Raw genomic sequence first — 23786 nt, 5'->3', positions numbered from 1 at the left:
CCGCCGAACAAAACGTAAAGGGCAGGGCCCGCCACCCTCAGGGTGACGGGCCCTGCTCCGTTTGTGCACCCATTCCGGGCTTCGTCAGACTTGCCAGTCCTGGGGATTGACGAGGTCCTGCCGAGTGCGGCGAGCCCTTGTGGTGAGCTTTCCCGCTCGGGAAGCACGCGGGGATACAGAAGGGTGGGCCGGTCGAATCGCGACCGGCCCACCTTCTTTTGCGTCTGGTCAGCCGGCGAGCAGGCGCGACGCCGTTTCGGCCGCGGCGTCCACGGATACCTGGTGCTGCTCGCGCGTGGCCAGGCTGCGCACGGTGACGTTGCCGGCGTCCCAGTCCTCGCGGCCCACGATCACCACGACGCGGGCGCCGGACTTGTCGGCGCGACCCAGCTCCTTACCGAGCTTGCGGTACTCCAGCGGCACCGACGTGCGGATACCGGCTCGCCGGAGCGTGGTGGCGACTGAGCGCGCCTCCTGGCCGAGATCCTCGGTGACGGGGAGGACGACGACATCGACCTCGGGCTTCGGCTCCGGCAGGAGACCGTGGGTGCCGAGGAAGTCCATCAGTGTCACGTCACCCATGCCGAACCCGATGCCGGGGATCTGCTTGGGCGTGAACAACGAGGCCAGGTCGCTGTAGGCGCCCCCGCCGAACAGTGCGCGGTTGTTCTCCGGCGAGGTGTCGAAGACCTCGAACACCGTCGACGTGTAGTAGGCGAGCCCGCGTACGATCATCGGATCGAACCGCACCAGGTCGGCGGCGCTGCTCTTGAGCACCGTCACCAGGTTCGACGCCTCCTTCACCTCCGCGGGAAGGTCGTCCAGCAACGCGGTGCCGGCGCCGAGCACGTCGCCCAGCCGGTCGAACTGCTTGTCCGACAGCCCGATCTCCCCGGCGTCGGCGGCGAGCTTGTCCCGGTCGTACTTCTCCCAGCGGTCCACCAGCGCGAACACGTCGGAGAGCTGGTCGGCGGGCACGCCCACGACGTCGGTGAGGGCCGAGGACAGCAGGTTGCGGTCGTTGGCGCGCACCACGAACATGTCCTCGCTCGCGCCCAGCCCGGCCAGCATGTCGTGGATGAGCTCGAAGATCTCGAGCTCGCAGTTCGGGCTGGTGGAGCCGAAGATGTCGACGTTGATCTGCCAATGCTCACGAACCCGCCCGCGCTGAGGACGCTCGTAGCGGTGGCAGTTCGGGTGGCTGTACCAGCGCACGGGGAACTGCAGGGAACCGGCGTTGCCGGCGATCATCCTGGCCACCGACGGCGTCATCTCGGGACGCAACGCGAGGCGCCTGCCGCCCCGGTCGGTGAGTGTGTACAGCTGCTGGTTGGCGATCTCCTCGCCGGATTTCGCCTCGTAGATCTCAGCTGACTCCAGGATCGGACCGTCGTAGCGCTGGAACCCGTACCGCTCGATGACCTCGTAGAGCTTGCCGAAGACCTGGGTACGGACGGACATCTCCGCCGGGAGGAAGTCCCGGGTACCCCGGTACGGCGCGGTCGGCAGGTATTCGGGCACGGTCGAATGGTCCTCACTGATTTGATTCGGCTGCTCAATCGAGTCTAACGACCCGGCGCGAACCGCTGAGCAGGGCGAGGCCCGCACCCACGACGCACACGACGGCGGTGATCGCGAAGATCTCGGTGTACTGCGTCAGCAGGGCGTCACGCAGCGCGCCCACGTAGTCGTCGAGCGCACGATCGAACGCCTCCTGTGACGGGTACAGCACCGGGATCGGCACGTTCAGCGACGCCGTCATGCTGTGGAAGCGGTGCAGGCCCCACGCCGACAGGGCCGCGATGCCGACGAGCATGCCCGTCATCCGCGCCACGACCACGCCCGCGGAGGCGACACCGTGTTGTTCCGCGGGCACCACCCGCAGCACCACCGCCGACAGCGGCGCGATGACGAGGCCGAGCCCGAGGCCGACGAGCGCGAGGTCGGTGTCCAGGCGGGGGAGCGTCAGCGGCCCGATGTGGTGGGGGCTGGCCAGGACGTCGGCGGGCCAGAACGACATGAGCAGAAACCCGCCCGCGGCGATGAGCAGGCCGGCGCAGGCGACCCCGCGTTCACCGAGCCGGCTCGCGAGCAGACCACCGGCGACGGCGCCGATCGGCAGGGCGATCAGGAACCGGAGCAGGAGGACGACACTGCCCTGGTCGTCGCGGCCGAGGAGGGTCTGAGCGAACAGGTCGACGTCTACGAGCGTCACCATGAGGGCCGCCCCGGCCGCCAGGCTCGCGCCGAGCGCCGCGAAGAACGGGCGCAACCGTACCCGGGTGGGGTCGAGGAGACGCGTCCGGGCGCGAGACTCCCAGACGATGAACGCCACCAGCGCGACCGCGGCAGCGCCGAGGAACGGCAGGCCCCAGCCGGGCAGTACGTCCTCCCGCGGGTTCGGGTTGTACAGGCCCACGACCAGCAGGGCGAGCGACACCGCGAGCAGGCTCGCGCCGACGACGTCCACCTTGGCGCGCGGTCCCGTCACCCGGCCGCCGGGGACGGAGACGTGGACGGCCACCATGGCAAGCAGCGCCAGTGGGACATTCACCCAGAACACGCTGCGCCAGCCCGCGAGGGCGGCCAGCGCGATCCCGTACACCGGGCCGAGCACGCTGCCGAGCTCCTGGGCGCCGCCGACCGCGCCGAGGACCGAGGCTCGCTTCTGCTCGGACCACAGGTCCGCGGCCAGTGCCAGTGTCACGGGCAGCAGCGCCCCACCGGCCACCCCCAGCAGCACCCGGCCTGCCACCAGCAGCGCCAGGGTCCCCGCGAGGGCGGTGAGCACCGAGCCGGCGATGAATGCCGCCAGGCATGCCTGCAGCAGCGCCTTGCGGCCGAACCGGTCGGAGGCCTGACCCAGCAGCGGCATCGCGGCGACATAGCCGAGCAGGTAGCCGGTGACGATCGGCGTGACCTGTTCCAGCCGGTTCACCGGGATCTGCAGGTCCTCGATGATCTGCCGGAGCAGACCGATCACCACGTACGTGTCGAGCGCGCCCAGCAGGACGGCGAGCCCGCCGGCGCCGATCGCGATGGACCGGCCGCGCCGGGACGTGCCGAGCGCGGTCACGCGGGCGGGGTGACCGTGACCGGCTTGTCCACATCGGACAGCCGGACGTCCACGGTGGCGTTGTCGGGGAACGCGGCGGTCGCCTTCACCGGCAGGGGCTTGCCGTCGGCGCGCAGCCAGAACGTCACGTCGGCCGCGGACGGGATTCCGGGCAGCAGGCCGGAGAGCACGTTCCGGTCGAGCTTGCCGGTGACCTTGTACGCCGGCGTGCCGTCGACCTCCTCCCTGGCCTCGGTGGCCGGGTCCTGAAGGCTCGACACGAGCTTCGCGATGCCGCGCTCGGGGTCGAGCACCGCGGACGGGTCGTACACAGTGGAGCTCAGCGCCGCGGGGATCTTCTGGAACCCGCCCGTGGGGCCCTTGAGGTAGAGCGTGTCGTCCGCCAGCACGAACTCGACCTCGACGAGCTGGCCCAGCTGGTTCAGCGTGCCGTTGCCCTTGGCCTGGCCGGACCTGTCGAGGTCGCCCTCGAGGCTCTGCACCATCAGGCCGGGGATGCTCCCGTCCACCTGGATCGAGAAGTGCGTGCTCCGGAGGTCGGCGGCCGCGGCTGCCGCGTCGGCGATGAGCGTGCGGCCGTCGGGAAGCGGCTCACTGGGAGCCTCGCCCGAGGTGCAGCCCGCTGCGACCACCGCGGTGAGCGCGAGCAGACCCGCGAGGATTCGGCGGATGACCATGTCGGAATCGTATGGCCCACCGCGCTCGTGCCCGTGGCCGCGTCGCGGATCACGGCATGAGGTGTGCGGCCATCGTCGCGCCGAGCTCCCAGCAGGCCGCCAGGTCGTCCTTGCCCGGCTCGCCCAGTACCACCACGGGTTGCGCCGACTGCTCCCAGCCGAGGCCGGTCGTCACCGTCGCGATCGCCTTCTCCGCGCCCTCGATGCCCTGGTTGCCGTGCAGGTAGTAGGCGAAGGGGCGGCCGCGGGTCGCGTCCAGGCAGGGGTAGTAGACGGTGTCGAAGAAGTGCTTGAGCGCGCCCGACATGTACCCGAGGTTGGCCGGGGTGCCGAGCAGGAACGCGTCGGCGGCGAGCACGTCGGCCGCCGTGGCCGACAGCGCGGGCCTGCGCACGACGTCGACGCCGGTGATCTCCGGATCGGTCGCGCCGGACACCACCGCCTCGAACATGGTCTGCAGGTGCGGTGAGGGTGTGTGGTGGACGATCAGCAGGGTGGCCACAGTGGCCCAGCGTGCCCGCCGCCACGGCGAGCCGCAACCACGCTAGGCCAGCAGCCGGTCGAGATCGGTGCGGACGGCGGCTAGGAGGTCCGCGGCCCGGCGGCGCGCGTCCGGCAACTCCGTGGGACCGGGCACGGCAGCGGTCGCCTCCAGGTACACCTTCAGCTTCGGCTCCGTCCCCGACGGGCGGATCACGACCCGCAGCCCCTCGCCACGCAGGCGCAGCACGTCGGCGTCGGGCAGGAGGTCCTCGGCGGTGATGTCCGTGCCGGCGAGCGTGGCGGGCGGGTGCGCGCGTAGCCGGTCCATGAGCTCGGCCCGCGCGCGCAGGTCCGGGATCCGCAGGGACACCTGGTCGGTGAGGTGGACGCCGTGCCGGACGGCGAGGTCGTCGAGCACGTCGAGCAGGGTGCGGCCGCCGGCCTTCAGCGACGCGGCGAGGTCGCACGCCAGCACCGCCGCCGCGATGCCGTCCTTGTCCCGGACGAAACCGGGGTTGACGCACACGCCGAGCGCTTCCTCGTAGGCGTAGACCAGGCCCTCGCCCGCGCGGGCCAGCCACTTGAAGCCGGTGAGCGTCTCGGCGTAGCGCGCGCCGTGCGACCGCGCGATGCTCGCCAGCATCGACGACGACACGATCGTGGTGGCCACGAGCGGGTCCGCCGAGTCCACACCGGACAGGATGTACTCGCCGAGCAGCACCCCGGTGTCGTCACCACGCAGCATGCGCCAGTCGCCGTCGCGGACGCCGAGTGCGCACCGGTCGGCGTCGGGATCGAGCGCGATCGCCAGATCGGCGCCGACGTCGGCGGCAAGCTGCAGCAGCCGGTCGGTGGCGCCGGGCTCCTCGGGATTCGGGAACGCGACGGTCGGAAAGTCCGGGTCCGGTTCCCGCTGCTCGGCCACCAGATGCACGTCGGTGAACCCGGCGCCGCGCAACGCGCGTTCGAGCACGTCGGCGCCCACCCCGTGCAGGGCCGTCGCGGCCACCCGCACGTCGCGTGCCCGGCCCCGCGGCAGGGCGTGGACCTTCGCCAGGTACGCCTCGACGATGTCGGCACCGAGCACGGTGGCGCCGCCTCCCCGCGGCACCGAGACGGCGGCGGGCGAGGCCGCGATCGCCGCCTCGATCCGGCGGTCGGCGGGCGGCACGATCTGCGTGCCGGTGTCGTCGTAGAGCTTGTAGCCGTTGTCCGCGGGCGGGTTGTGCGACGCCGTGATCTGGATGCCCGCGACCGCGCCGAGGTGCCGGGTCGCGAACGCCAGTACCGGCGTCGGCAACGGTCCCGGCAGTGCCGACACGGCGAACCCGGCCGCCGTGAGCACCTCCGCGGCGGCCGCCGCGAACCGGTCCGATCCGTGCCGCGCGTCGTGGCCGACCACCACCGTGCCGCCCGCGTGGCCCGACTCGGTCAGCCACTGCGCCACGCCGGCCGTCGTCCGGACCACCACGGCCGTGTTCATGCCGTTCGGTCCCGCACGCACGGGGCCGCGCAATCCCGCGGTACCGAACGTCAGCGGGCCCGCCATCCGGTCGGCCAGCTCGGCGACAGCCTCCGGGTCGCCGCCCAGTGCCCGCGCCAGCACCGCCTGGAGCTCGTCGCGCGTCACCGGATCCGGGTCGTCGGCGATCCAGCGGAACGCCGCGTCACGCAGGTCGGGCGTGAGCCGTGTGGTCTGCTCGGGCACCGCTCCATGTTGTCAACGTGACGACGCCCCGCTACCGTCGCCCCCGCTTGTCCAAGGGGGTAGCGACGTGACGCGGAGAGCCGCGCTGATCGGGCCGTCCGCTCGCGAGGAACTGGCCAGGCTGGCTCCGGTGTTCCGGCAGAGCGCGGGGCACGTTGCGCAACGCATTCTGCAGCAGATCCAACGGACCATCCCGGAGTACGCCAGGCCGCTCGAGGGCACGTTCGGCAAGGCCATCCGCGACGGCGTGGAGCAGGGCGTGCTGGAGTTCCTCGACCGGTTGCTCGGCGACCCCGCGCCGCCCGAGGGCACCGGCCAGCTGTTCCGGCAGCTCGGCAAGTACGAGGTCGCCGAGGGCCGCGGGATCGAGGTGCTGCACTCGGCGTTCCGGATCGGCGCGCGGATCGGCTGGCAGGGGCTCAGCGAGATCGGCCTGCGGGCGGGACTGCCGGTGGCCACCATGTGCGAGCTGGCCGCCGCGCTCTTCGCCTACATGGATGAGCTCTCCGAGCTCTCTCACGAGGGCTACGCCGCCGCGCAGGCCCGCGCCGCCGGTGCTCTTGAACGCCGCCGCAAGCGCTTGCTCGAACTGCTGCTGGCCGAGGTGCCCGCGCCGCTGGAGGTGCTACTGGACCAGTCGCTCGCCGCGGGCTGGCCGCTGCCCGAGGAGGTCGCCGTCGCCGTGGTCGACGCCCCCGACGGTGTCCTCGACGATCCGGAGCTGACCGACGACATCCTGGTGGACCTCGAGAGCGACACCCCGTGCCTGGTGCTACCGGTGCGTGCCGGCGAGGTCCCCGAGGCCGCCCAGGTCGCCGAGGTCGCCGAGGTCGGTTCCGCGCTGCCCGGCACGCGACTGGTGGTCGGCCCGGCCGTCCCACTCGGCGAGGCGCGGCACTCCCTGCGCTGGGCGCGGCAGCTCGCCGCGTTGCGGGACGACGGCGTGGTCGCCGACCGGCCGGTGCTGCGGGGCGAGGATCACCTGCTCACGCTCTGGTTGCTGGCCGAGCCGCCGCTGGCCCGCCGCCTCGTCGCGTGGGCGCTGGACCCGCTCGCCGGGCTCACGAGACGCCGGCGGGACCTCCTCGCCGAGACGCTCTCGGCGTGGCTGGAGAGCACGGGCAGCGCACCCGACGTCGCCGCTCGGCTGGACGTCCACCCGCAGACCGTGCGCCACCGCCTGCATCAGCTCGACCAGCACTACGGCGACCGGCTCCGGGACGCGGACGAGCGGCTCGCGCTGGCTGTCGCGCTGCGGGCCCGGGCACTGCTGCGGACCCGGCCGGGTTAGCGATCCCGCACCCGCGTGAGTGTCGCAACGTGCAGTTCTGTCAGGAGTGTGACAGCTCCTGTGAACACGGATCCGGTGTACTCGATCGGGTTATTGTCGCCCTGTCGGTCATCGGTCAAATTGGCTCTACCGCAACGGATTGAGCGCCTCGGGCGTGCGCTGTCCGCGTCGCGGGAATCGCGTTCACCGACATCGTCCGGCAGCCGGAAGGGAGCCTTCATGCCGCGCAGAGAGATCGCCGACGTGCCCATCACGACCACACCGGTCACCACCTCGAAGTGATCAGGCGCGGACGACGAGCTCGCGCAGCAGGCCACCCATCCGTTCCGCCGCGGCGCGCCCGGCCTCGATGACCTCCTCGTGGCTGAGCGGCTCGCCCGTCATCCCCGCCGCCAGGTTCGTCACCAGCGACAGGCCGAACACCTCGACACCCGCGGCCCGCGCCGCGATGGCCTCCAGCACGGTCGACATGCCCACGAGGTCCGCGCCGAGCGTGCGCAGCATCCGGATCTCGGCCGGGGTCTCGAAGTGCGGACCGGGCAGTCCCGCGTAGACGCCCTCGTCCAGCGACGGGTCGACCTCCTTGGCGACCGCACGCAGGCGATGCGAGTAGAGGTCGACGAGGTCCACGAAGTTCGCGCCCGTGATGGGCGAGGTGGCCGTCATGTTGAGGTGGTCGGAGATGATCACCGGCTGGCCGACCCGGTAGCCCTCCCGCAGCCCGCCCGCGGCGTTGGTGAGCAGCACCGTCTTGACCCCGGCCGCGGCGGCGGTCCGCACCCCGTGCACCACGCGTGCGACACCGCGGCCCTCGTACAGGTGCGTCCGGCCGAGCAGCACCAGCGCACGCTTGCCGCCGACGAGCACCGACCGGGCCGTGCTGCCGTGGCCGACGGCGCTCGGGGTCTCGAATCCTGGCAGCTCGCCGAGCTGGACCTCCGCCTCGGGGTCGCCGATGACATCGGCCGCAGGCCGCCAGCCCGAGCCGAGCACGATCGCGATGTCGTGCCGCTCGGCCCCCGTGCGCTCGGCGAGCACCGAGGCCGCGGTGGCGGCGAGTTCGCTGGGCTGGGTGTCGTTGGTGTTGCTCACGACGTGGGAGCCTAGCCTGCGGCCGCGGGCGGCCCGGCCGTCAGTCGGTCTTGCGGAACGTCGGCACGATGCGGTCGAACAGCTCGCTGCGCCCGAGCCGCTCCTGCTCCACCGGCACCGTCACGCTCACCACCCACAGGCTCGTGCCGCTGGGGAACACCTCCGCGATGGTGCTGCGGTTGATGGCCCGTTCGCCGTCGGCGCCGCGTTCGGCCGTCCGGTAGATCACGAGCCTGCCGTCGCGCCCGGGCAACGGCTCGGACCGCACCAGCGTGAAGTCGCCGGGCGCCCAGTAGGTGTGCAGTGCCTGGACATAGGCGTCCACGGTGGACGCATAGTGCGCGAACCGTTCGACCCCGAGCACCCGTGCCCCGTCGGCGGAGACGAACTGCACCCGGGTGCTGGTCGGCAACTCGTCCGCGGGCCGCTGGGTGACGAACCGCGTCCAGTCGGCGGGGACGTCGACGGCGAACAGCCCGCCCTTGGCGCCCCGCAGGTTCGTGGCGTCGCCCTCCCGGGTCACGAGCGCCTGCCGAGTCGGCGGCGCGGCGGCGGCGTGGGTGTTGCCGGTGTCGCCGGGCGGCCCCACCTCCTGTCCCGCGAGCACCCGGGTGAGCAGGAACCCGCCCGCCGCGGCGAGCAGGAACAGCAGGATCACGGCGACGACGATCGCGACGGTCCGCGCGGTCGTGCGGCGTGCCGGCGCGGCGGGTTCGGCGGTGGGCTCGGCAGCGGGTTCGGAGATGTCGAACGGCAACGGGCCGGGGTCGGCGGCAAGCGCACCACCGCCGTCGGCGAGCTCGTCCCGCTGCGGATCAGCGGAGGCAGGCGGCGGAGTCGGCGGCAGCCGGGGGATCACCTGGGTCACGTCGGCCTCGGGGCCCGCCGGCCTGCCGTCGGCACGGGTGAACAGCTCCGGGCCGAACACGCGCCTGGCCGGCTGCGGCAGCAGCGGGTACAGCCTGCGGCGCACCTCCGGCAACGCCATCCGCGCGGGCGGGTCCTTCGCCATCAGCCCGCGGATCAGCGGTGCGAGCGGTCCTGGTGACGGCGCGGGGACCTCGCCGTGCACCACCCTGCTGACCGTCTCCAGTGGATCGCCGTCGACGTCGTACGGCGGCCTGCCCTCCGTGGCGGCGAACAGGGTCGCGCCGAGTCCCCACAGGTCGGCGGCGTAGGTGACGGCCCCGCCGGAGGCCACCTCGGGCGCGATGAACGCGGGCGAGCCGAGCATCATCCCCGTGTGGGTCATGGTGACCTCGGAGATGTTGCGGGCGATGCCGAAATCGGTGAGCTTGATGCGCCCGTCGCGGGCCACCAGCACGTTCCCGGGTTTGACGTCGCGGTGCGTGATGCCCTCGGCGTGGGCGGCCGCCAGCGCCGCCGCCACCGCGTCGGCCACCACCGCGGCCTGCACGACCGTCAGCCGCCTGCCGCCGTGCAGCAGCCCGGCCAGGCTGCGGGAGGGCAGCAGCTCCATGACGACGTACGGGTCGTGTCCCTCGCGCACGACGTCGTGCAGCACGATCACGTTCGGGTGCGACAGCACCGCGATGGCCCGCGCCTCGCGCAAGGTCCGTTCGCGCAGCTCGGCGACCTGCTCGGTGGGCACGCCCGGCGGAATCCGGACCTCCTTGACGGCCACCTGGCGCTGCAGGAACTCGTCGTAGGCCGCCCAGACCGTGCCCATCGAGCCGGAGCCGAGCACGGACTGCAGCCGGTAGCGGCCTGCGACGACTCGGGGCTGTTCGGGTGGCGCGGACACCACACCATTGTGGCGAAGCCGCGGGCGCGCCGGTCTCCGCCCGCCGATGCCCGCCGGGAGGGAGTCGCGATCAGCCTCACATCCGCGCCCCCCTTGCTGCGCCTACCATCACTGGGTATGACCGAAGTGGCTGGGACGCCGAAGTCCGCGCCGGACGAGCTGTCGCTCGCGGCCGAGTTCGGCACACCGGATCGGGCGGACTGGGAGCGCCTCGTCGCCGGGGTGCTCGCCAAGAGCGGCGCGCTGCCGGAGGGCTTCTCCGGCCCGCCGCAGAGCCTGCTGGCCACCCGGACCTACGACGGCATCGACATCCAGCCGCTCTACACCGCCGAGGACGCCGCGCCGCCGGCGGGTTTCCCGGGCCTCCCGCCGTTCGTGCGGGGGCGCAAACCCGAGGGCAACGTCATCACCGGGTGGGATGTCCGGTCTCGCCACGGTCACGCCGACCCCGCTGCCGTCAACAAGGCCGTGCTCGCCGACCTGGAGAACGGCGTCAACTCCGTCTGGCTGCGGCTCGGCGCGGACGCGTTGCCGCTCGAGGGCCTTGCCGACGCGCTGAACGAGGTCTACCTCGATCTGGCGCCGGTCGTGCTCGACGCGGGCGAGGACTACGAGGCCGCCGCCGAGGCACTACTGGCCGTCCACTCCGAGCGGGGTGTGCCCGCGGGGGAGGTCGGCGGCAACATCGGCGCCGACCCGATCGGCCTGCACGCACAGACGGGGCGCGCGCACGAGGTCGGCCCGGCCGCGGCGCTCGCCGCGCGGATCGCCGGCCAGTACCCGCGGTTGCGGACCATCGCCGTCGACGCCCTGCCCTACCACGAGGCCGGCGGGTCCGACGCCCAGGAACTCGGCGCCTCCATCGCGACCGGCGTGGCCTACCTCCGGGCGCTCACCGAGTCCGGACTGGACGTCGAGACCGCGGCGTCGCAGCTCGAGTTCCGGTACGCCGCGACGGTCGACCAGTTCCTCACGATCGCCAAGCTGCGTGCCGCGCGCCGGTTGTGGGCGCGTGTCCTGGAGGTCTCCGGTGCCCCCGGCGTGGGCATGTCACAGCACGCGGTCACCTCGCCCGCGATGCTGACCCAGCGCGACCCGTGGGTGAACATCCTGCGGACCACGATCGCGGCGTTCTCCGCCGGGGTCGGCGGGGCCGACGCGGTGACCGTGCTGCCGTTCGACGGCGCGATCGGGCTGCCCGACAACTTCTCCCTGCGCCTCGCCCGCAACACGCAGACCATCCTGCTCGAGGAGTCCAAACTGGCCGGGGTCATCGACCCGGCGGGTGGCTCCTTCTACGTCGAGAACCTCACCGACGAGCTGGCCCGCGCGGCGTGGCGGGAGTTCACGGCCATCGAGAAGGCGGGTGGCATCGTCGCCGAGCTGTCCTCCGGCGCGCTCGCCGCCCGGCTGGCCGAGACCTGGGATGCCCGCTCGCGGCGGATCGCCACCCGCCAGGACCCGATCACGGGCGTCAGCGAGTTCCCGCTGCTCGACGAGAAGCCCGTCGAACGCCCGCCGCTGCCTTCCGGTGTGGACGGTGGCGGCCTGCCCCGGGTGCGCTACGCCCAGGCGTACGAGCGGCTGCGCGACCGGTCCGACGCGCACCTCGCCGAGCACGGCAGCAGGCCGAAGGTATTCCTCGCCACGCTCGGCCCGCTTTCCGCGCACACGGCGCGGGCGACGTTCGCGTCGAACCTGTTCCAGGCGGGCGGCATCGAGCCCGTCAACCCGGGCGTCACCGACGGTCTCGACGGCCTGGTGCGGGCGTTCCGCGACAGCGGGACCACCGTCGCGTGCCTGTGCGGCAGCGACGCGACCTACGCCGAGCAGGCCGCGGGCGCCGCGAAGGCGCTGCGGGAGGCCGGGGCCACCGAGGTCCTGCTTGCGGGCAAGCCCGCCGACCACGACGGCGTCACCGGGTATGTCCACACCGGATGCGACGCGCTCGCCGTGCTGACCGCCACCCTCGACAAGCTGGGAGTCTCCTGATGAGCATCCCCGACTTCTCCGACGTCGAGCTGGGCGAACCGCGCCCCGGCAGCCAGGCGGACTGGGCGGAGGCACTGCACGCCGGCACCGGCAAGGGCGCGGACGCGCTGGTGTGGGAGACGCCCGAGGGCATCGGTGTCAAACCGCTCTACACCGCCGAGGACTTGTCCGATGTGGACTTCCTCGGGACGTATCCGGGTATCGCGCCGTTCGTGCGCGGGCCGTACCCGACGATGTACGTCAACCAGCCGTGGACCATCCGGCAGTACGCCGGGTTCTCCACCGCCGAGGAGTCCAACGCCTTCTACCGCCGCAACCTCGCGGCCGGGCAGAAGGGCCTGTCGGTGGCGTTCGACCTCGCCACCCACCGCGGGTACGACTCGGACCACCCGAGGGTGTCCGGTGACGTCGGCATGGCCGGCGTCGCCATCGACTCGATCTACGACATGCGGCAGCTGTTCGACGGCATCCCGCTCGACAAGATGAGCGTGTCGATGACCATGAACGGCGCGGTGCTGCCCGTGATGGCGCTCTACGTCGTCGCGGCCGAGGAGCAGGGCGTCAAGCCCGAGCAGCTCACGGGGACCATTCAGAACGACATCCTCAAGGAGTTCATGGTCCGCAACACCTACATCTACCCGCCGCAGCCGTCGATGCGGATCATCTCCGACATCTTCTCCTACACCTCGCAGCACATGCCGAGGTTCAACTCGATCTCCATCTCCGGCTACCACATGCAGGAGGCCGGGGCGACCGCCGACCTCGAGCTCGCCTACACGCTCGCCGACGGCGTCGAGTACATCCGCGCCGGGCTGGACGCCGGCCTGGAGATCGACAAGTTCGCGCCGCGCCTGTCGTTCTTCTGGGCGATCGGCATGAACTTCTTCATGGAGGTCGCGAAGCTGCGCGCGGCCCGGCTGCTGTGGGCGAAGCTGGTCAAGCAGTTCGAGCCGAAGAACGACAAGTCGCTGTCGCTGCGCACGCACTCGCAGACCTCCGGCTGGTCGCTCACCGCGCAGGACGTCTACAACAACGTCGTGCGCACCTGCGTCGAGGCGATGGCGGCCACGCAGGGCCACACCCAGTCGCTGCACACCAACGCCCTCGACGAGGCGCTCGCGCTGCCCACCGACTTCTCCGCGCGGATCGCCCGCAACACGCAGCTGCTGCTGCAGCAGGAGTCCGGCACGACGCGCGTGATCGACCCGTGGGGCGGCAGAGCCTTCGTCGAGAAGCTCACCTACGACCTGGCGCGGCGCGCGTGGGCGCACATCCAGGAGGTCGAGTCGGCGGGTGGCATGGCGCGCGCCATCGACGCCGGCATCCCGAAGCTGCGGATCGAGGAGGCCGCCGCCCGCACGCAGGCGCGCATCGACTCGGGCAGGCAGCCGGTGATCGGGGTGAACAAGTACCGCGTCACCGACGAAGAGCAGATCGACGTGCTCAAGGTGGACAACGCCGGCGTGCGCGCCCAGCAGCTGGAGAAGCTGCGCAAGCTGCGCGAGGAGCGGGACGCCGGTGCCGTCGAGGACGCGCTGCGCAGGCTGACCGCCGCCGCCGACAGCGGAGACAACCTGCTCGAGGTGGCCATCGACGCGGCCAGGGCCAAGGCGACCGTCGGGGAGATCTCGGAGGCGCTCGAAAAGGTCTGGGGCCGCCACTCCGGCCAGATTCGTACCATCTCCGGTGTGTACCGGGACGAGGTCGGCAAGTCGGAGAACGTGGAGGCCGTCCGCGAGCGGGTCGAACGGTTCGCCGAGGCCGAGGGCCGCAGGCCGCGCATCCTCGTCGCCAAGATGGGCCAGGACGGCCACGACCGCGGCCAGAAGGTGATCGCGACGGCGTTCGCCGACCTCGGCTTCGACGTCGACGTGGGCCCGCTGTTCTCCACGCCGGCCGAGGTGGCTCGCCAGGCGGTGGAGGCCGACGTGCACGTCGTCGGCGTCTCCTCGCTCGCCGCGGGGCACCTGTCGCTGGTGCCGGCGCTGCGCTCGGAGCTGGCCGAACTGGGCCGGGACGACATCATGGTCGTGTGCGGCGGCGTCATCCCGCCGCAGGACTACGACGACCTGCGCAAGGCGGGCGCCGCGGCCATCTTCGGTCCGGGCACGGTCATCGCCGACGCGGCGGTGGGCCTGCTCGACCAGCTCGAAGCCCGGCACGCGTAGGCACCCGACGGCATGGCGCGCAGCATCGACGTTCGCGAGTACGCCAAGGGTGTCCGGGCCGGGGACCGCGGCGTGCTGTCCAGGGCGATCACGCTGGTGGAGTCCAGCAGGCCCGAACATCGCAGGCAGGCGCAGGAGCTGCTGGTGGAGCTGCTGCCGCACTCCGGCGGCGCGCAGCGGGTGGGGATCACCGGTGTGCCCGGGGTCGGCAAGTCGACGTTCATCGACCAGCTGGGCACGACGCTGACCGGGTCGGGGCACCGGGTCGCCGTGCTCGCCGTGGACCCGTCGTCCACGCGCACCGGCGGCAGCATCCTTGGCGACAAGACCCGCATGGCCAAGCTGGCGGTGGACCCGTCGGCGTTCATCCGGCCGTCGCCGACGTCCGGCACCCTCGGCGGCGTCGCGCGCGCCACGCGGGAGACGATCGTGCTGATGGAGGCGGCGGGTTACGACGTCGTGCTGGTGGAGACCGTCGGCGTGGGCCAGTCCGAGGTGGCGGTGGCCAACATGGTCGACTGCTTCCTGTTCCTCACCCTCGCGCGGACCGGCGACCAGCTACAGGGCATCAAGAAGGGCGTGCTCGAGCTCGCCGACGTGATCGCCGTCAACAAGGCCGACGGCGATCACGAACGCGAGGCGCGCCGGGCGGCCCGCGAGCTCTCCGGCGCTCTGCGCATGATCTACGGCCCCGAGGCCGCGTGGACGCCACCCGTGCTGACCTGCAGCGGCCTGACGGGGGCCGGGCTGGATGGCGTCTGGCAGCAGATCCGCAGGCACCGCGAGACCCTCGCGGAATCCGGCGAGCTGGAGGCCAAGCGCAAGCGTCAGCTCATCGACTGGACGTGGGCGATGGTCCGCGACCAGCTGCTCGACCGGCTCGCCGAGCATCCCGACGTCCGGGCGATCGTGCCCGACGTCGAGCGGGACGTCCGGGAAGGGAAGCTCACCGCGACGCTGGCCGCCGAGCGAATCCTGGCCGCTTTCGGCGGAGAGTCACCGCGTGGCGCCTGACGGCGACGGGCCCGGCAGGGCACACTGAACGCGTGCGCGCCTACGCCGTCCTCGTCTCCGTGCTGACCGTGCTGGTCGGCGCCTTGATCCTGGGTGTTCCGGCGCAGGCGGGCGCCGCCGAGCCGGTGGCCGCGGCCACGCCCGTGCTCGCTCAGGAGGAGCCCGCACCGGGCCCCCAGCTCGACCCCCAGACGGAGGCCGACGCGCGCAACTCGCGCAGCAAGCTCGTCGTGGGCGTCGCCGCCGCGGTGCTGCTGGGTATCGTGGTATGGGGCAGGCACGTCCGGAGCAAGCGCGCGAAGGGCAAGTGACGCTCGCTTCGTCGACGATGCGCCGCCGGCCTGTAGCGCGGCGAACAGTGACGCCGAACTCTGCGTAGCCGTTCAGCGCAAGGCGGCTACCGTCGGTCTCGTCGCTACGACATCCGGGTCTGCCGCTCACCTGTTTGGTGCAAAACTGTAAAGCAAATGCGTACAGCAACGATTTCCCAGTGCGAGACAGTCGTGCACACGGATGGCGCGCTGGGCTCGTGCGGAGGTGTGGCGTGACGGTTCTCGACTCGCGACCCGAAGTGCCGGGTGAGCCCGATGGCTCGTCGGCCGGTTCATCCGAGGCTCTGCTCACCGAGGCGGGTGTGAGCGTGGCGCCGGCGGTCGACCTGGGCGCGGGCAGGGGCCCCTGCTGGCTCGACACCTGGCTCGCCGCGCATGCATCGGACGTCATCGCCTGGCGCAGGCACATCCACGCCAACCCCGAGCTGGCCCGTCGCGAGTACGGAACCACCGAGCTGGTCGTCGGCCTGCTGCGCTCGGCCGGGCTCAAGCCGCGCGTCCTGCCCACCGGCACCGGCGTGGTGTGCGACATCGGCGAGGGCTGCCGTTGCGTGGCGCTGCGGGCGGACATGGACGCGCTGCCGCTGACGGAGGCGAGCGGGCTGCCGTTCGCCTCGACCGTCGACGGCGTCGCGCACGCCTGTGGCCACGACGTCCACACCACCGCACTGCTGGCGGCCGGGATGGCGCTGGCCACGGCGGACGAGCTGCCCGGCCGGGTTCGGTTGCTCTTCCAGCCCGCCGAGGAGGTCATGCCGGGTGGCGCACTCGACGCGATCAAGGTCGGGGTGCTCGACGGCGTGGACCGCATCTTCGGCCTGCACTGCGACCCGAGGCTGCCGGTCGGCCAGGTCGGCACGCGCATCGGTGCGCTGACCTCGGCCGCCGACCTCGTCGAACTGCGGCTCACCTCCCCCGGTGGGCACACGTCCCGCCCGCACCTGACGGCCGACCTCGTGCATGCGCTCGGCACCGTCATCACGTCGTTGCCGTCGCTCCTCTCGCGCCGGGTCGACCCGCGCTCGGGGACCGTGCTCGTGTGGGGAGCCGTGCACGCGGGCGAGGCGGCCAACGCCGTGCCGCAGGAGGGCGTGCTGCGGGGCACCTTGCGCACCGCCGACCACGACACGTGGACCGCGCTGGAGCCGCTGGTCGAGTCGTCGATCCAGTCGCTGCTCGCGCCGCTGGGTGTCGGCTACGAGCTCAACTACCGGCGCGGTGTGCCTCCGGTGGTGAGCGAGAAGGAGAGCACGGCGGTGATGCGCGCCGGCATCGAGGCCGCTCTCGGCACCGAAGCGCTGGCCGGCACGGAGCAGTCGTCCGGTGGCGAGGACTTCGGCTGGTACCTGGAGCACGTGCCGGGTGCGTTCGCGCGGCTGGGCGTCTGGCCTGGTGAGGGCCCGATGCGCGACCTGCACCAGCCGACCTTCGAAGCCGACGAGCGCGCCCTGCTGACCGGCGCCCGCGTGCTGGTGCACACCGCTCTGGCGGCTCTGGCGTCCTGAGACCCGGGCTGGGGGTCGTGTCTGCCGTTCCGGTAGCCGTGTCTGCGGTTCCGGTAGGCGTGTCTGCGGTTCCGGTAGGCGTGTGTGCGGTTCCGGTAGCCATGCCCGAGCCAATGTGGGTTACCACACCGAGTTATCCACAGCGCCTGTGGTTATCCACAGATTTCCCCACAGGCCGCAACGGCGTGTCGACGCGGCGCACGCTGAGTGAATGCTGGAACCGACATGGGCGAGATGCGGCGTGGCTCGCCGTCAAGACATCGCGAAGGCCATCGGGGAGCACGCGCTCCGATCCGCGCTGCGCAACGGCGTGCTCGTGCAGCCGTGGCGGGGTGTCGTCATGGACGGCCGGCGGGCGCTCAACCTCGTCACCCGCGCGACAGCCGGGCTACTGGCGTCCGGACCGACGGCCGTGCTTTCGCGGAACACCGCGGCGTCGTTGCATGGCTGCAGTGCGGCTGAATGCGCAGATGTGCATGTCACGACGCCGTACACGAGCTCGGTGCGGTCGAAACCGGGCCTCGTCGTGCACCGCGATCGGTTCTCCGACGACGACGTGGAGTACCGCCACGGGCTGCCATTGCTGTCCTTGCCCGCGACGCTGACCGAGTTGCTGTGCGTCGAAACCCGCTGGGTGGCGCTGGCCTGCCTCGACCAGGCGTTGGCGGGTTTGACGGACGCCGAGGGTCGTGACCTCGTCGCGGACATCGCGAATCGGCTGGCCGTGCGGATGATCGCCGAGGGGTTTCGACCGGCGAGGCGTTGCTGCGGCTCGCGACAGGCAAATCGGAGTCACCGCAGGAAAGCCGGCTGCGTCTGCTGGTGGTGGACGCGGGATTTCCGCTGCCGACGCCGCAGTACGAGATCACGACCCTGGACGGGCGGCTACTGTACGTGCTGGATCTCGCCTGGCCGGAGGTGCGCGTCGGCCTCGAATACGACGGGTACGAGGCCCACGAGGACCGGGCGACATACGACGCCGAGCGTGACCGGCGAATGGCCGACCGGGGATGGATCACGGTCCGTGTCCGCAAGGACGCTTTCGCCGACCCGGCGGTGATACTCGAGCAGCTGCGCGAGGCGTTCAGGAGGCGTGGCCGCGACGTCGAGCTACGGCAACCGCCGACACGGCTACGGGATCGGCGGACACGGCGACCTGGACAGCAGACACGCTGACGCGGGTCGCGCACACGGTGACGTTCGCCTGCGTTACGGGCCGATGCCCTTGCACGGGCGGGTGCGGAGGTCGTCGACGTAGTCGGCGGGCGCGCCCGCGGCCTCCGCCGCATCGGCCAGCACACCGAGGTAGCGCGCGGACGGCAAGCCGCCCTCGTAGGCGTCGAGCACGTACAGCCACGCCAGCACCGAGCCGTCCATGGTCTGTACCCGCAACCGGATCTTGTTGTGCAGGCCGAGGTCGCCGCCTTCCCACTGATCCAGCGCGGCCTCGTCCAGCGGGGTGACGTCGTAGAGCACCACGAACACACGGGAGTTCGGATCCTCGACGATCGTCGCCAGAGCGCCTTCCCACAACAGGTCCTCGCCGCCGAAGGTCAACCGCCAGCCTTCCAGCCAACCGGTTCCCGCCATCGGCGAGTGCGGGGCTCGCTCCGCCATCTGGGAGGGTTCCATGTTGGACCCATACGCGGCATACAGGGGCACGGCGACAGCGTAACTGCCGCGTCCTCCCCCGAACGGTCCCACTCCGCAAGTCGCGGCCTAAAGTGGGCGCGGAGGCCTGGACGAGGAGGGACACAGGGTGACCAAGATCGTGATCATGGGCGGCGGACCGGCCGGCTACGAGGCCGCACTGGTCGCGGCGCAACACGGAGCCGACGTGACGGTCGTCGAGCGTGATGGTCTTGGTGGCGCCTGCGTGCTCTACGACTGCGTGCCGTCGAAGACGTTCATCGCCTCCTCGGGCGCCCGCGCCAGCCTGCACGGATACCGCGAGCTGGGCATCGCCGTCGACCTCGCCGACACGCGGGTCGACCTGCCCACCGTCCATGGCCGGGTGCGTGGCCTCGCGCTCGCCCAGTCCGCCGACATCCGCGCCCGCGTGCAGCGCGAGGGTGTGCGGGTCATCACGGGCGAGGCTCGTTTCCGTGACTCGGAGCCCGGCCTGGCCACGCACAAGGTGGGCGTCACCGGCAAGGAGGTCGACGAGGTGCTCGACGCCGACGTCGTCCTCATCGCCACCGGCGCCACGCCACGCGTGCTGCCGGGCGCTGTGCCCGACGGCGAGCGCATCCTCGACTGGCGTCAGCTCTACGACCTGCCGGAACTGCCCGAGCACCTGGCCGTGATCGGCTCCGGCGTCACGGGTGCCGAGTTCGCCTCGGCCTACACCGAGATGGGCGTCAAGGTCACCGTCGTCTCCAGCCGCGACCGGGTGCTCCCGCACGAAGACGCCGACGCCGCCGCCGTCCTGGAGGAGGTGTTCTCCAAGCGTGGCACCACGGTGGTCAAGCACGCCCGTGCCGACCGGGTCGAACGCACCGAGAAGGGCGTGACCATCCACCTCACCGACGGTCGGACCATCGATGCCAGCCACGCGCTGATGACCGTCGGATCGGTGCCGAACACCAGCGACATCGGCCTCGACCGCGTGGGTATCGAGACCGGCCCCGGCGGGTTCATCCCGGTCGACCGCGTGTCTCGCACGAGCGCGCCCGGCGTCTACGCGGCGGGTGACTGCACAGGTGTGATGATGCTCGCGTCGGTGGCCAGCATGCAGGGTCGCATCGCGATGTGGCACGCGCTCGGCGAGGGCGTCGCCCCGATCCGGCTCCGCACGGTCGCCGCGAACGTGTTCACCCACCCGGAGATCGCCACGGTCGGCATCAGCCAGCAGGCCATCGACTCCGGCGAGGTGCCCGCGCGCACGATCATGCTGCCGCTTGCCACCAACGCCCGCGCCAAGATGGAGGGCCTGCGCCAGGGGTTCGTGAAGCTGTTCTGCCGGCCCGCGACCGGTGTGGTCGTCGGCGGAGTCGTGGTCGCGCCGAGTGCGAGCGAGCTGATCCTGCCGATCGCGCTGGCCGTGCAGAACCAGCTCACGGTGGAACACCTGGCGCTGACGTTCTCGGTCTACCCGTCGCTGTCCGGCTCCATCACCGAGGCGGGCCGCCAGCTCATGCGCCACGACGACCTGGACTGACCCGGGCACCGGCCGGCATCCCGGCCGCTCCCGTGGCTCGGACGTGGACGGTACGCCCCTAGGCCCGACGTCGTTTCGGAGCGCCAGCGGCCGACACGGTGACGTGGGCGGCGGACACGGCTACGGGAACGGCCGACACGGCTACGGGAACGGCCGACACGGTGACGCGAGCGGCGGACACGGCTACGTGGGCGGCGGACACGGCTACCTGACGGCCCCGCGGCTGGTCAGGCCGGGTGCTCGGCCAGCAGCTCGGCGATCATCCGGTGGCCGTGTGCCTCGTAGGCCTCGTCGCCGACCCGGTACGCCCACGCGGCGGTACTCACCGCCTCGCGCACCCGCAGCCGGAACCACGCCTCGGGTTCCCGGGGGTCGCGGCCGTACCCCGCGAGGAATGCCCCCTCCGTACCGGGATACCGCCGGAACTCGTTGCCCGCCAGGCGCGCGACGTCGGTGGCGGCCGGGCGCAGGGCGACCCGGTCGAAGTCGATGATGCTGAGCGTGCCGCCGTCCACCAGCCAGTTGCGCGTGTGCCAGTCGCCGTGCGTAGGCACCAGCACGGCGGGCGGGGTCGGCCACCGCTCGATCATCGCCCGGATCCGGTGGGCGGTCGTCGGGGAGATCCGGTGCGGACGGTCCAGCCACGCCAGGACCCGCTCGTTCTCCTGCTGCTCGTGCCGGTCGTCCACGACGGCGGTCTGTGCGTGGAAGGCGGCCAGCAGCTCGCCCGCCTGCCGGTAGATGCCGGGCTGTGCGGCGTGCGGGGTATCGAGGACCAACGTGCCGGGGAGGTACTCGGTGACGAGCAGCTTGGCGCCGGCGTCGTGGTGGACCAGCGCCGGAGCCCGGCCGATCGCGGTCCACGGCCCGAGCCAGTTCCGGTGGGCGTCGATCTCCCGCGCGACAGACCGGTCCGAGGGGCCGCCGGCCTTGACGACGAACCGCTCACCGCGTGCCGAGACGGCGAGCACGGTGGTCTCCACCAGGCCCCAGCCGAGGTCCGCCTCCACGACGGCGCCCGGCAGCCACTCGGCGACCAGCGAGCGTTGCCGGTGCGACAGGCGCTGAAAGGCGTCGGGCACGCGGTGATCGTAGGGTCACCCGCGCGCGGCAGCGCGAGCCGCGCGTGCCACTGCTGTCCGGGCGACACTGGACAGGAGACCGCCGGCGAGGGGAGTACGGCCATGGTGACTCGCGACACCCCGTGGCCCGATGGGACACCGTGCTGGGTCGAGCTGGCGGCGCCCGACCCACGGATGGCCATCGACTTCTACGGCGCGCTGTTCGCCTGGGACTTCGCCGACCAGGGCGACGAGACCGGCAACTACCTCCTGGCCTCGCTCGGCGGACGGTCGGTCGCCGGAGTCGGCAGCATGCCGGCGGGACAGGAGGACGCGCCCGCCGCGTGGACCACGTATCTCGCCACGTCCGACGTCGACCGGGCCGTCTCCCGGATCAGTGAGAACGGTGGACGAGTGACGGTGGCGCCGATGGACGTGTGGTCGGCGGGCAGGCTCGCGATGGCGACCGACCCGGACGGCGCCCCATTCGGGCTCTGGCAGGCGGGCGAGCACCGGGGCGTCGGGGTGGCGAACGTGGCAGGCACCGTCTGCTGGAACGAGTGCCGCGTACGCGACTTCGAACGCGCGCAGCAGTTCTACGCGGGCACGTTCGGTTACGCCTTCGACGACGTATCCGCGGGTGGCATAAGGGGTGCCGTGCTGAAGCTGGGCGAGAACGTCGTCGGCGGGATCGTCCACGCGCCCGCCGAGGACCCGCACTGGTCGGTCTACTTCGCCGCGGCCGACACCGACGAGACCGTCGCCCGGGTCACCGAGGTCGGCGGCCGGCTCGTGCGGGAGCCGCGCGACTCGCCGTTCGGCCGGATCGCCCTGGTCGGCGACAACCAGGGCGCCGGCTTCCACCTCATCACGGCACCGGAGACGTCCTGACGGAGCGGGAGCACGGCGCCGAGCTCCCCGTGCTTCCGCTCCGGGCAGGTCAGTCGGTCTCCACCCAGCCGAAGGTCTTCGTGACGGCCTTCTTCCAGTTGTGGTACTCGTGCTCCCGTCGGCTCTCGTCCATCGACGGTTCCCACTGCTTGTCCTTGGCCCAGTTGCTGCGGATGTCCTCCTCGCTCTCCCAATACTTGACGGCGAGGCCCGCGGCGTACGCGGCACCCAGCGCGGTCGTCTCGGCGACCTTCGGCCGGATCACGGACACGCCGAGGATGTCGGCCTGGAACTGCATCAGCAGGTCGTTGACGACCATGCCGCCGTCCACCTTGAGCGTCTTGAGCGGCACCCCGGAGTCGGCGTTCATGGCGTCGATCACCTCACGGGTCTGGAAGGCCGTGGCTTCCAGCACCGCGCGGGCCAGGTGTCCCTTGTTGACGTACCGGGTGAGGCCGACGATCGCGCCGCGCGCGTCGGAGCGCCAGTACGGCGCGAAGAGGCCCGAGAACGCCGGGACGAAGTACGCGCCGCCGTTGTCCTCGACGGTGCGGGCGTGTTCCTCGATCTCGGCGGCCGAGGTGATCATCTGCAAGTTGTCCCGCAGCCACTGCACCAGCGAACCGGTGACCGCGATGGCGCCCTCGAGCGCGTACACCGTGTCCTTGTCGCCGATCTTGTAACACACCGTGGTGAGCAGGCCGTTCTGCGACAGGACCTTCTCCGTGCCCGTGTTGAGCAGCACGAAGTTGCCGGTACCGTAGGTGTTCTTCGCCTCGCCGGGGGAGAGGCAGGCCTGCCCGAACGTCGCCGCCTGCTGGTCACCGAGGATGCCCGCGATGGGCACGCCGGCGAGCGCACCACGCTCGCGCACCTTGCCGTACTCCTCCGACGACGACCGGATCTCCGGCAGCATCGACAGCGGAATGCCCATGTCGGCGGCGATGCTCTCGTCCCACGACAGCGTGTCGAGGTCCATGAGCATGGTGCGGGAGGCGTTGGTCGGATCGGTGACGTGGATACCGCCGTCGGGCCCGCCGGTCATGTTCCACAGCACCCAGGTGTCCATGTTGCCGAACAACAGGTCACCGGCTTCCGCACGTTGCCGTGCACCGTCCACATTGTCCAGGATCCACTTGATCTTGGGGCCGGAGAAGTAGGTAGCCAGGGGCAGGCCCGTCTTCTCCCGGTACCGCTCCTGCCCACCGCCGAGAGCGCCCAGCTCGTTGACGATGCGGTCGGTCCGCGTGTCCTGCCAGACGATGGCGTTGTACACCGGTTTGCCGGTCTTGCGGTCCCACACCAGCGTGGTCTCGCGCTGGTTGGTGATGCCGACCGCGGCGATCTCGGCAGCCGTGAGGTCGGCGTTGGCGAGGGCGCCTGCCGCCGTCGCCCTGGTGTTGGCCCAGATCTCCTCGGCGTTGTGCTCGACCCAGCCCGCCTTCGGGAAGATCTGCTCGTGCTCGCGCTGGTCGACGGAGACGACGTTGCCGGAGTGGTCGAAAATCATCGTCCTGGTCGAGGTGGTGCCCTGGTCGACCGCGGCCACATATGAAGCCATGCTGCTTCCC

19 protein-coding genes are annotated in these 23786 nt (G+C 71.7%); 9 read left to right on the top strand and 10 right to left on the bottom strand.

Annotated features, from left to right (window positions below; translation table 11 throughout):
* Nucleotides 1–228 precede the first annotated feature (228 nt).
* From hisS to ACFSZT_RS28115, 5 genes are read right to left on the bottom strand one after another with little or no spacing between them, the layout of a single operon-like run.
* The gene (gene hisS / locus ACFSZT_RS28135) at nucleotides 229–1521 is read right to left on the bottom strand and encodes a histidine--tRNA ligase (protein WP_377392890.1); all 1293 of its coding nucleotides are present in this window, start codon (nucleotides 1519–1521) and stop codon (nucleotides 229–231) included.
* Between the two features lie 34 nt (nucleotides 1522–1555).
* Nucleotides 1556–3076, bottom strand: coding sequence for an MFS transporter (locus ACFSZT_RS28130; protein WP_377392893.1), 1521 nt, complete (start codon nucleotides 3074–3076; stop codon nucleotides 1556–1558).
* The gene (locus tag ACFSZT_RS28125) at nucleotides 3073–3753 is read right to left on the bottom strand and encodes an LppX_LprAFG lipoprotein (protein WP_377392896.1); all 681 of its coding nucleotides are present in this window, start codon (nucleotides 3751–3753) and stop codon (nucleotides 3073–3075) included. The genes ACFSZT_RS28130 and ACFSZT_RS28125 overlap by 4 nt, the downstream gene beginning before the upstream one ends.
* A 49-nt stretch (nucleotides 3754–3802) precedes the next feature.
* On the bottom strand, nucleotides 3803–4255 hold the full coding sequence (locus tag ACFSZT_RS28120) for a flavodoxin family protein (protein WP_377392899.1): 453 nt from the start codon (nucleotides 4253–4255) through the stop codon (nucleotides 3803–3805).
* A 42-nt stretch (nucleotides 4256–4297) separates the two neighbouring features.
* Entirely contained in the window at nucleotides 4298–5944 is a 1647-nt protein-coding gene (locus tag ACFSZT_RS28115; RefSeq protein ID WP_377392902.1) for a phospho-sugar mutase, read from the bottom strand.
* A gap of 67 nt (nucleotides 5945–6011) precedes the next feature.
* Here ACFSZT_RS28115 and ACFSZT_RS28110 point away from each other — a divergent pair, with 67 nt between their 5' ends.
* Nucleotides 6012–7235 carry a helix-turn-helix domain-containing protein gene (locus tag ACFSZT_RS28110; RefSeq protein ID WP_377392905.1) on the top strand — a complete coding sequence of 408 codons (1224 nt, stop codon included), beginning with the start codon at nucleotides 6012–6014 and terminating at the stop codon, nucleotides 7233–7235.
* A 282-nt stretch (nucleotides 7236–7517) separates the two neighbouring features.
* On the opposite strand, the gene ACFSZT_RS28105 is transcribed toward ACFSZT_RS28110, so the two are convergent.
* Nucleotides 7518–8327 (bottom strand): purine-nucleoside phosphorylase, encoded by an 810-nt coding sequence (locus ACFSZT_RS28105; protein WP_377392908.1) that lies wholly within the window; start codon nucleotides 8325–8327, stop codon nucleotides 7518–7520.
* Nucleotides 8328–8367: 40 nt separating this feature from the next.
* Nucleotides 8368–10092 (bottom strand): serine/threonine-protein kinase, encoded by a 1725-nt coding sequence (locus tag ACFSZT_RS28100; protein WP_377392911.1) that lies wholly within the window; start codon nucleotides 10090–10092, stop codon nucleotides 8368–8370.
* A 117-nt stretch (nucleotides 10093–10209) separates the two neighbouring features.
* On the opposite strand from ACFSZT_RS28100, the gene ACFSZT_RS28095 reads away from it, so the two are divergent.
* The 6 genes from ACFSZT_RS28095 to ACFSZT_RS28070 all read left to right on the top strand — a co-directional run bounded on the left by ACFSZT_RS28095 (nucleotide 10210) and on the right by ACFSZT_RS28070 (nucleotide 18279).
* The gene (locus ACFSZT_RS28095) at nucleotides 10210–12084 is read left to right on the top strand and encodes a methylmalonyl-CoA mutase family protein (protein WP_377392914.1); all 1875 of its coding nucleotides are present in this window, start codon (nucleotides 10210–10212) and stop codon (nucleotides 12082–12084) included.
* Complete coding sequence (gene scpA / locus ACFSZT_RS28090) at nucleotides 12084–14252, top strand: methylmalonyl-CoA mutase (protein WP_377392916.1); 2169 nt, start codon at nucleotides 12084–12086, stop codon at nucleotides 14250–14252. Before ACFSZT_RS28095 ends, scpA begins: the two co-directional genes overlap by 1 nt.
* Before the next feature lie 12 nt (nucleotides 14253–14264).
* On the top strand, nucleotides 14265–15266 hold the full coding sequence (gene meaB, locus ACFSZT_RS28085) for a methylmalonyl Co-A mutase-associated GTPase MeaB (RefSeq protein WP_377392919.1): 1002 nt from the start codon (nucleotides 14265–14267) through the stop codon (nucleotides 15264–15266).
* A 32-nt stretch (nucleotides 15267–15298) separates the two neighbouring features.
* Nucleotides 15299–15577, top strand: a complete 279-nt coding sequence (locus tag ACFSZT_RS28080; protein ID WP_377392922.1) for a hypothetical protein — start codon at nucleotides 15299–15301, stop codon at nucleotides 15575–15577.
* A 233-nt stretch (nucleotides 15578–15810) separates the two neighbouring features.
* Nucleotides 15811–17103, top strand: a complete 1293-nt coding sequence (locus ACFSZT_RS28075) for an amidohydrolase (RefSeq protein ID WP_377392925.1) — start codon at nucleotides 15811–15813, stop codon at nucleotides 17101–17103.
* Between the two features lie 822 nt (nucleotides 17104–17925).
* Nucleotides 17926–18279, top strand: coding sequence for a DUF559 domain-containing protein (locus ACFSZT_RS28070; RefSeq protein WP_377392928.1), 354 nt, complete (start codon nucleotides 17926–17928; stop codon nucleotides 18277–18279).
* Between the two features lie 33 nt (nucleotides 18280–18312).
* Here ACFSZT_RS28070 and ACFSZT_RS28065 read toward each other — a convergent pair whose 3' ends face one another.
* Nucleotides 18313–18765, bottom strand: a complete 453-nt coding sequence (locus ACFSZT_RS28065) for a gamma-glutamylcyclotransferase (RefSeq protein WP_377392931.1) — start codon at nucleotides 18763–18765, stop codon at nucleotides 18313–18315.
* A 97-nt stretch (nucleotides 18766–18862) separates the two neighbouring features.
* Here ACFSZT_RS28065 and ACFSZT_RS28060 point away from each other — a divergent pair, with 97 nt between their 5' ends.
* A complete protein-coding gene (locus ACFSZT_RS28060) occupies nucleotides 18863–20263 on the top strand; it encodes an NAD(P)H-quinone dehydrogenase (protein ID WP_377392934.1) in 1401 nt (466 codons plus the stop codon).
* Between the two features lie 227 nt (nucleotides 20264–20490).
* Here ACFSZT_RS28060 and ACFSZT_RS28055 read toward each other — a convergent pair whose 3' ends face one another.
* Complete coding sequence (locus tag ACFSZT_RS28055; protein WP_377392937.1) at nucleotides 20491–21345, bottom strand: phosphotransferase; 855 nt, start codon at nucleotides 21343–21345, stop codon at nucleotides 20491–20493.
* A 102-nt stretch (nucleotides 21346–21447) separates the two neighbouring features.
* Between ACFSZT_RS28055 and ACFSZT_RS28050 the strand changes: the two genes are divergently transcribed.
* Nucleotides 21448–22215 (top strand): VOC family protein, encoded by a 768-nt coding sequence (locus ACFSZT_RS28050; RefSeq protein WP_377392940.1) that lies wholly within the window; start codon nucleotides 21448–21450, stop codon nucleotides 22213–22215.
* A 49-nt stretch (nucleotides 22216–22264) separates the two neighbouring features.
* On the opposite strand, the gene glpK is transcribed toward ACFSZT_RS28050, so the two are convergent.
* Nucleotides 22265–23776, bottom strand: a complete 1512-nt coding sequence (glpK, locus tag ACFSZT_RS28045; RefSeq protein WP_377392943.1) for a glycerol kinase GlpK — start codon at nucleotides 23774–23776, stop codon at nucleotides 22265–22267.
* Nucleotides 23777–23786: the final 10 nt, after the last annotated feature.

It is taken from the genome of Prauserella oleivorans, from assembly GCF_042685745.1.
GTDB classification, from domain to species: Bacteria; Actinomycetota; Actinomycetes; order Mycobacteriales; family Pseudonocardiaceae; genus Prauserella_A; species Prauserella_A oleivorans.
This window is presented reverse-complemented; position numbering and strand designations above follow the sequence as displayed.